Origin of the sequence: Actinotalea ferrariae CF5-4 (genome assembly GCF_000603945.1) — a bacterium.
In the GTDB taxonomy this organism is placed as follows: Bacteria; Actinomycetota; Actinomycetes; order Actinomycetales; family Cellulomonadaceae; genus Actinotalea; species Actinotalea ferrariae.
Genome location: NZ_AXCW01000032.1, coordinates 23,985 through 32,176, shown reverse-complemented (window position 1 = coordinate 32,176; position 8,192 = coordinate 23,985). Strand labels below are relative to the sequence as shown.

Below are 8,192 nucleotides of genomic sequence, written 5' to 3'. Positions count from 1 at the left end.
CGACGACGAGACCCACCGACCCCAGCGCGGCACCGGTGCGGGCGCGCTCGGCGGCGTTGAGCCGGGCGGCCTGCGCGGCGACGGCCCCCGCGACGGACTCCCCCGGCGTGCCGTCGTGCACCGCGCGGGCGTGCTGGACGCTCGCGCCCTCCGGGTTCGAGGTGAGCGCCAGGACGAAGAGCCCGCGGCCCGAGGCGAGCGCCGCGTCGACGGCGGGGGCGAGGGAGCCGAACCCGAGGTACGGGCTCACGGTCAGGGCGTCACCGGCGAGCGGCGAGCCGTCCCGCAGGTAGGCGTCCGCGTACCCGCCCATCGTCGACCCGATGTCGCCGCGCTTGGCGTCGACGACGAGCGCGGTCCCGGTCCCACGGGTCGCGGCGACGACCTCCTCCAGCACCGCGACGCCGGCCGACCCGTGGCGCTCGAAGAAGGCCGACTGCGGCTTCAGCGCCGCCACGGTCCCGGCCAGCGCCTCCACCACGGTGAGCGAGAAGCGGCGCAGGCCGGCGACGTCGTCCGCGAGGCCCCAGCGCTCCAGCAGCCCGGGGTGGGGGTCGATGCCGACGCACAGCGGGCCGTGGCGCTCCATGCCGGCGGCGAGGCGCGCCCCGAAGGACGCGGCGGCGCCGTCGGCCGCTGCGCCACCCGCTGCGCCACCTGCTGGGCCACCTGCTGCGCCGCCCGCCGCGCCGCCCGCCGTGCCGTCGGACGGGGCGGCGGTCACCGGGCCACCCGCGTGGCGTCGCGGAGCTCCAGGACGTGGTCCTGCAGGCTCCGCACCGCGAAGGGGCCCTCGAGCAGCGACTCGATGCCCTGCACGGCCGCGCCGAGCTGCTGCACGGTCGTCACGATCGGCTTGTCCGCGGACACGGCGGCCGTGCGGATCTCGTACCCGTCGGCGCGGGCACCCTGGCCGGACGGCGTGTTGACCACCATGTCCACCTCGCCCGCGACGATGAGGTCGACGATCGTCGGCTCCCCCTCGGGCCCGCGGCCCGCGGACTGCTTGCGGACCAGCCGCGAGGGGATGCCGTTGCGGCGCAGCACCGCCGCCGTCCCCTCCGTCGCGAGGATCTCGAAGCCGAGCTCGGCCAGGCGCTTGACCGGGAACGTGATCGACCGCTTGTCCCGGTCCGCGACCGAGATGAAGACCGTGCCGCTCGTGGGCAGCCCGCCGAACGCCGCCGCCTGCGACTTGGCGAAGGCGCGCGGGAAGTCGACGTCGAAGCCCATGACCTCGCCGGTCGACCGCATCTCCGGGCCGAGCACCGTGTCGACCATCGAGCCGGACGCCGTGCGGAACCGCCGGAACGGCAGCACGGCCTCCTTGACCGCGATGGGCGCGTCGAGACCGAGGTGGCTCCCGTCGCCCTCCGCGGGCAGCACACCGGCGGCGCGGAGCTCCGCGATGGAGTGCCCGACCATGAGCAGCGCGGCCGCCTTCGCCAGCGGCACCCCGGTCGCCTTGGAGACGAACGGCACGGTCCGGCTGGCGCGCGGGTTGGCCTCCAGGACGTAGAGGACGTCGGAGACGAGCGCGAACTGGATGTTGAGCAGGCCGCGCACGCCGACGCCCTCCGCGATGGCGCGCGTCGACTCGCGGATCCGCTCGAGCTCGGCCTCGGAGACGGTCACCGGCGGGAGCACGCACGCCGAGTCGCCGGAGTGGATCCCGGCCTCCTCGATGTGCTCCATGACGCCGCCCAGGTAGAGCTCGGTCCCGTCGTAGAGGGCGTCGACGTCGAGCTCGATCGCGTCGTCGAGGAACCGGTCGATGAGCAGCGGCGGGATCTCCCCCGTGCCGCCGTCGGTCGCGACCGCCGCGCCGAGCGCCCGCTCCACGTAGCCGGCGAGCTGGCCGTCGGAGTAGACGATCTCCATGCCGCGGCCGCCGAGCACGTAGGACGGCCGGACGAGGACGGGGTAGCCGATCCCGCGCGCCACCTCGGTCGCCTCGGCGAGGCTCCGGGCGGTGCCGAAGGCGGGTGCCGGCAGCCCGGCGTCGGTGAGGACGCGCCCGAAGACGCCGCGGTCCTCCGCGGCGTCGATGGCCGCCGGCGGGGTCCCGAGGATGGGCAGGCCGGCGGCCTCGAGGCGCTCGGCCAGCGCCAGGGGCGTCTGCCCGCCGAGCTGCACGATGATGCCCTTGACCGGCCCGACGGCGAGCTCGGCCTGATAGACCTCGAGGACGTCCTCGAAGGTCAGGGGCTCGAAGTAGAGGCGGTTCGAGGTGTCGTAGTCGGTCGAGACCGTCTCGGGGTTGCAGTTGATCATGATGGTCTCGTACTCGTCCCGCAGCGCCAGGGCGGCGTGCACGCACGAGTAGTCGAACTCGATCCCCTGCCCGATCCGGTTGGGCCCGGACCCCAGGATGATGACCGCCTCGCGGGTGCGCGGCTCGACCTCCGTCTCCTCGTCGTAGGAGGAGTAGTGGTACGGCGTCTGCGCCGCGAACTCCGCTGCGCACGTGTCCACGGTCTTGTAGACCGGCCGCACGCCGAGCGCCTGCCGGACCTCGCGGACCGTGCTCTCGGCGATGCCGCGCAGGGCGCCGATCTGCCGGTCGGACAGGCCGTGCCGCTTGGCGTGACGCAGGAGGTCCGGGGCGAGCTCGCCGGACTGCGCGACGTCGTCGGCGATGCTGTTGATGAGGACGACCTGGTCCAGGAACCAGGGGTCGATGCCCGTCGCGGCGTAGACCTCCTCGACGGTCGTGCCGCCGGCGGCCCCCACGGAGCGCAGCGCCTGCTGCACCTCGATGAGGCGACCCTCGGTGGGGATGCGGATCGCGGCCAGGAGCTCGGCCAGCCGCTCCCCCGTCGGCACCGGACCGTCCCAGTGGAACGTCGAGCCGGCCTTGTCGATCGACCGCATCGCCTTGCCCAGCGCCTCGGCGAAGTTGCGCCCCATCGCCATGGCCTCGCCGACCGACTTCATGGTCGTGGTGAGCAGCGGGTCCGCGGAGGGGAACTTCTCGAACGCGAAGCGGGGCACCTTGACCACGACGTAGTCCAGCGACGGCTCGAAGGACGCCGGCGTCGAGCCCGTGATGTCGTTGGGGATCTCGTCGAGCGTGTACCCGACGGCCAGCCGGGCGGCGATCTTCGCGATGGGGAAGCCCGTGGCCTTGGAGGCGAGCGCGGAGGACCGGGAGACCCGGGGGTTCATCTCGATGACGACGACGCGCCCCGTCTCGGGGTGCACCGCGAACTGGATGTTGCAGCCGCCGGTGTCGACGCCGACCTCGCGGATGACCGCGATGCCGATGTCCCGCAGCCGCTGGTACTCCCGGTCCGTCAGCGTCAGGGCGGGCGCGACGGTCACCGAGTCCCCGGTGTGCACGCCGACCGGGTCGACGTTCTCGATCGAGCAGACGACGACGACGTTGTCCGCGTTGTCGCGCATGAGCTCGAGCTCGTACTCCTTCCACCCGAGGATGGACTCCTCCAGGAGCACCTCGGTGGTCGGCGAGTAGTGCAGGCCGGCGCCCGCGATGCGGCGCAGCTCGGTCTCGTCGTACGCGATGCCCGACCCGAGGCCGCCCATGGTGAACGAGGGCCGCACCACGACGGGGTACCCGAGGTCCTCGGCGGCCGCGAGGACCTCGTCCATCGTGTGCGTGATGTGGCTCCGCGCGCTCTCGGCGCCCGCGCGCTCGACGACATGCTTGAAGGCCTGCCGGTCCTCCGCGAGGTGGATCGAGGCGGTGTTGACGCCGATCATCTCGACGCCGTACTTCTCCAGGACGCCGGCCTCGTCGAGCGCGATGGCCGTGTTGAGGGCCGTCTGACCGCCCAGCGTCGGGAGGATCGCGTCGGGGCGCTCCTTGGCGATGATCGCCTCGACCACCTCGGGCGTGATGGGCTCGATGTACGTCGCGTCCGCGAACTCCGGGTCGGTCATGATCGTCGCCGGGTTGGAGTTGACGAGGATCACGCGCAGGCCCTCGTCGCGCAGGACGCGGCAGGCCTGGGTGCCGGAGTAGTCGAACTCCGCGGCCTGCCCGATGACGATGGGGCCGGAGCCGACGACGAGGACGCTCGAGATGTCAGTGCGACGGGGCATCGGTGGTCTCCTTGGTGGCGTCGCCGGTGCTCGCGGACCCCTCGGCGGTGTCACCGACGGCGCGGTCGGGCACGGACCCGGTGGTCATGAGGTCGACGAAGCGGTCGAACAGGTAGTCGGCGTCGTGCGGGCCGGCGGCGGCCTCCGGGTGGTACTGCACGGAGAAGGCCGGCAGGTCCAGGCACTCCAGCCCCTCGACCACCTGGTCGTTGAGGGCCACGTGCGAGACGACGACGCGGCCGTAGCGGCCCTCGTCGTGCGGGGCCACGGACTCGCCGTCGGTCGGGGCGTCGACCGCGAAGCCGTGGTTGTGCGCGGTGATCTCCACCTTGCCCGTGCGGCGGTCCAGGACCGGCTGGTTCACCCCGCGGTGGCCGTACTGGAGCTTGTAGGTGCCGTACCCGAGCGCCCGGCCGAGCAGCTGGTTGCCGTAGCAGATCCCGAAGAAGGGGATCCGGCGGTCGAGGACGTCGCGCAGCAGCTCGACCTCGTGCACGGCCGCCGCGGGGTCGCCGGGGCCGTTGGAGAAGAACACGCCGTCCGGGGCCAGCGCGAGGACGTCCTGCGTCGTCGCGGTGGCGGGCAGGACGTGCGTCCGCACCCCGCGCTCGGCGAGCCGCTGCGGCGTCATGGACTTGATGCCCAGGTCGATCGCGACGACGGTCGCGACGGCGTCCGTGCCGCTCGCCGGGCCGCGCTTCGGCTCGACGACGTACGGCTCCGCGACGGTGACCTCACGGGCCAGGTCCGCCCCGGCCATGACCGGCGCCGCGGTCACCTCGTCGAGGAGGTCCTGCTCCACCTTCCGGCGGCCGGCGGCGTCCAGCAGCGCCTCGCCGGAGAAGATGCCCGCGCGCATGACGCCCCGCTCGCGCAGGTGCCGCGTCAGGGCGCGCGTGTCGAGGTCGCTGATCCCGACGACGCCCTCGCCGGCGAGGGCGTCGTCGAGCGTGCGCGTCGAGCGCCAGTTCGACGGCCGGATGGCGGGGTCGCGGACGACGAACCCGGCCACCCAGATGCGGGTGGACTCCGGGTCCTCCTCGTTCACCCCCGTGTTGCCGACGTGCGGGGCCGTCATGACGACGATCTGGCGGTGGTACGACGGGTCGGTCAGCGTCTCCTGGTAGCCGGTCATGCCGGTGTTGAAGACGATCTCCCCCACCGTGCTCCCGCGGGCACCGAAGGCGCGGCCGGTGAAGGTCCGGCCGTCCTCCAGCACCAGCACCGCGGTCTGCTCGCTCATCGGGGCTCCTCGCTCGAAGGGGTGGGGGCGGCGTCGTCACGCTCGGTCAGCAGGTGCTCGACGGTCTCGACGAGCAGGTCGGCCTCGGCCCGGTGCCGCAGGCGCAGGCCGGTGTCGAGCACCAGGTCGCCGTCGTCGTCCCGCAGCGTCCAGCGCAGGACGACCAGACCCTGCCCGCCGGGGTACTTGCCCACCTGCCCCGGCGAGCGGTGCACGTCCACGAGGTCGGCGGTGGGCAGGAAGAGGTCGCGCTCCCCGGTCCGCAGCAGCGTCACCCCGGCGTCGTGCACCTGCACGACCGCGGGTGAGCGCCGGCCGAGCGTGTGCCCCGGCACGCGGTCGAGCCAGTCCTGCGCGGTGGTCGTGGACACGTACGTGGCCTCCAGCGGCTCGGTCCGCGCGGTGCCGAGGGCGGCGGCGCCGGGCACGGCCGGGGGCGGCGGCACGGACGCGCTGGAGACGCGTTCCTTGGTCCGCATCGAGCGCACCATGACGGCGGCGATGACCAGGAACAGCACGAGGAGGATCGCGGCCGCGATCCAGGCGCGAGGGCTCATCGCGGGTCCGTCCCGTCCAGGTCGGTGTCGACGGGGGCGCCGTCCAGGACCGTCGGCCTGCCCCGCAGGAACGTGGCGACGACGCGCCCGGACAGCTCCCGGCCGCCGTAGGGCGTGTTGGTGCTCGCGCTCCGGAGCTGCCGAGGCTCGACCGTCCAGCGGGCCGCGGGGTCCACGAGCGTGAGGTTCGCGGGCTCGCCGACGGCGACCGGGCGCCCCTGCGGCGTCGGACCGGTGTCGACGCGGCCGATGCGCGCCGGGGCCGAGGACAGGACGCGCGCGACGTCGGCCCACGTCATCCGGCCGGTCTCCACCAGGGTGGTCGCGACGATCGGCAGGGCCGTCTCCAGCCCCGTCATGCCGAAGGCGGCGGCCGCCCACTCGCAGTCCTTGTCCTCGCGCGTGTGGGGCGCGTGGTCGGTGGCGACGATGTCGATCGTCCCGTCGGCGAGGGCCTCGCGCAGGGCCTCGACGTCCTCGGCGGTGCGCAGCGGCGGGTTGACCTTGTACAGCGGGTCGTAGGTGCGGGCCAGCTCGTCGGTGAGCAGCAGGTGGTGGGGCGTCACCTCGGCGGTCACGGCGATGCCGCGCGCCTTGGCCCAGCGGACGATCTCGACCGACCCGGCCGTGGACAGGTGGCACACGTGCAGGCGGGAGCCGACGTGCTCGGCCAGCAGCACGTCGCGCGCGATGATCGCCTCCTCGGCGACCGCCGGCCACCCGGCGAGGCCGACCTCGGCGGACACCGCTCCCTCGTGCATCTGGGCGCCCACCGTGAGCCGCGGCTCCTGCGCGTGCTGGGCGATGACGCCGTCGAACGCCTTGACGTACTCCAGCGCCCGGCGCATGAGGACCGGGTCGTGGACGCACTGCCCGTCGTCGGAGAAGACGCGCACCCGGGCCGCGGAGTGCGCCATCGCGCCCAGCTCCGCGAGCTGCGTGCCCGCCAGGCCGACGCTCACGGCGCCGACGGGGAAGACGTCCACCCAGCCCGCGTCGCGCCCCAGGCGCCACACCTGCTCCACGACGCCCGCGGTGTCCGCGACCGGGGAGGTGTTGGCCATCGCGTGGACGGCGGTGAACCCGCCGGCCGCCGCGGCCCGCGTCCCGGACCGGACGGTCTCCGCGTCCTCCCGCCCGGGCTCGCGCAGGTGCGTGTGCAGGTCGACGAGGCCGGGCAGCAGCACGAGACCGTCGGCGTCGACTGTCACCGTCCCGGCGTCGGCGCCGGACCGGGCGTCGGCACCGAGGGCGGCGACGCGTCCGTCGGCGAGGAGCACGTCGGTGGCGGCTCCGCCGAGCGGCGACGCCCCCCGCAGCAGGTGTGTGGTCATGACCAGCCCTCCCTCTCCCCCGCCAGCAGCAGGTACAGCACCGCCATCCGGACCGCCACGCCGTTCGAGACCTGCTCGACGATCACGGAGCGGTCGGAGTCCGCGGCGTCGGCCGAGATCTCCAGCCCCCGGTTCATGGGGCCCGGGTGCAGGACGATCGCGTGGTCCGGGAGCATCCGCAGCCGGCGCGCGTCCAGGCCGAACGTCCGGGTGTACTCCAGGGGGCTCGGGAAGAAGCTCGTGGCGCCCGACGCGGCACCGCCGCCGGCGCCCATCCTCTCCCGCTGGACGCGGAGCATCATGACCGCGTCCGGCTGCTGGTCGGTGATGACGCCGTCGAGGTCGTAGGACACCGCGCACGGCCACGCCTCCACCCCGACCGGCACGAGCGTCGGCGGCGCGACCAGCGTCACGCGGGCACCGAGCGTGTGCAGGAGCAGGACGTTGGAGCGCGCCACGCGGGAGTGCAGCACGTCCCCGACGATCGCGACGTGCGTGCCGGCCAGGTCCAGGCCGACGCCGTCGGGGTTGTCGCTGCCGCCGGCGAGGTGGCGGCGCAGCGTGAACGCGTCGAGCAGGGCCTGGGTCGGGTGCTGGTGCGTCCCGTCCCCGGCGTTGACGACCGCGGCGTCCACCCAGCCGGCGTGCGCGAGGCGGTGCGGCGCACCCGAGGCGTGGTGCCGGATGACGACGGCGTCCGCCCCCATGGCCTGGAGCGTCAGCGCGGTGTCCTTGAGGGACTCGCCCTTGGACACGCTCGAGCCCTTGGCCGAGAAGTTGATGACGTCCGCGGAGAGGCGCTTCGCTGCCGCCTCGAAGGAGATGCGGGTGCGCGTCGAGTCCTCGAAGAAGAGGTTGACCACGGTGCGCCCACGCAGGGTGGGCAGCTTCTTGATCTCGCGGGACTGGGTGGCGGCCATCTGCGCCGCGGTGTCCAGGACGGCGATGGCGCCGGCGTGGTCGAGGTCCGCCGCGCTGAGGAGGTGCCGCAGG

The 8,192-nt window shown here is 74.0% G+C and carries 6 protein-coding genes; all 6 read right to left on the bottom strand.

Going from position 1 to position 8,192, the window contains the following annotated elements:
* Positions 1-589 (bottom strand): orotidine-5'-phosphate decarboxylase (pyrF, locus tag N866_RS04795; RefSeq protein WP_034223386.1); only part of this gene is annotated, 589 nt, incomplete at its 3' end.
* A gap of 131 nt (positions 590-720) precedes the next feature.
* The gene (carB, locus tag N866_RS04790; RefSeq protein WP_034223364.1) at positions 721-4,065 is read right to left on the bottom strand and encodes a carbamoyl-phosphate synthase large subunit; all 3,345 of its coding nucleotides are present in this window, start codon (positions 4,063-4,065) and stop codon (positions 721-723) included.
* Complete coding sequence (gene carA / locus N866_RS04785) at positions 4,049-5,308, bottom strand: glutamine-hydrolyzing carbamoyl-phosphate synthase small subunit (RefSeq protein WP_034223362.1); 1,260 nt, start codon at positions 5,306-5,308, stop codon at positions 4,049-4,051. Before carA ends, carB begins: the two co-directional genes overlap by 17 nt.
* Entirely contained in the window at positions 5,305-5,865 is a 561-nt protein-coding gene (locus tag N866_RS04780) for a PH-like domain-containing protein (protein ID WP_052022406.1), read from the bottom strand. Before N866_RS04780 ends, carA begins: the two co-directional genes overlap by 4 nt.
* Positions 5,862-7,199 carry a dihydroorotase gene (locus N866_RS04775; RefSeq protein WP_034223360.1) on the bottom strand — a complete coding sequence of 446 codons (1,338 nt, stop codon included), beginning with the start codon at positions 7,197-7,199 and terminating at the stop codon, positions 5,862-5,864. The genes N866_RS04780 and N866_RS04775 overlap by 4 nt, the downstream gene beginning before the upstream one ends.
* Positions 7,196-8,191 carry an aspartate carbamoyltransferase catalytic subunit gene (locus tag N866_RS04770; protein WP_034223382.1) on the bottom strand — a complete coding sequence of 332 codons (996 nt, stop codon included), beginning with the start codon at positions 8,189-8,191 and terminating at the stop codon, positions 7,196-7,198. Before N866_RS04770 ends, N866_RS04775 begins: the two co-directional genes overlap by 4 nt.
* Position 8,192 lies beyond the last annotated feature (1 nt).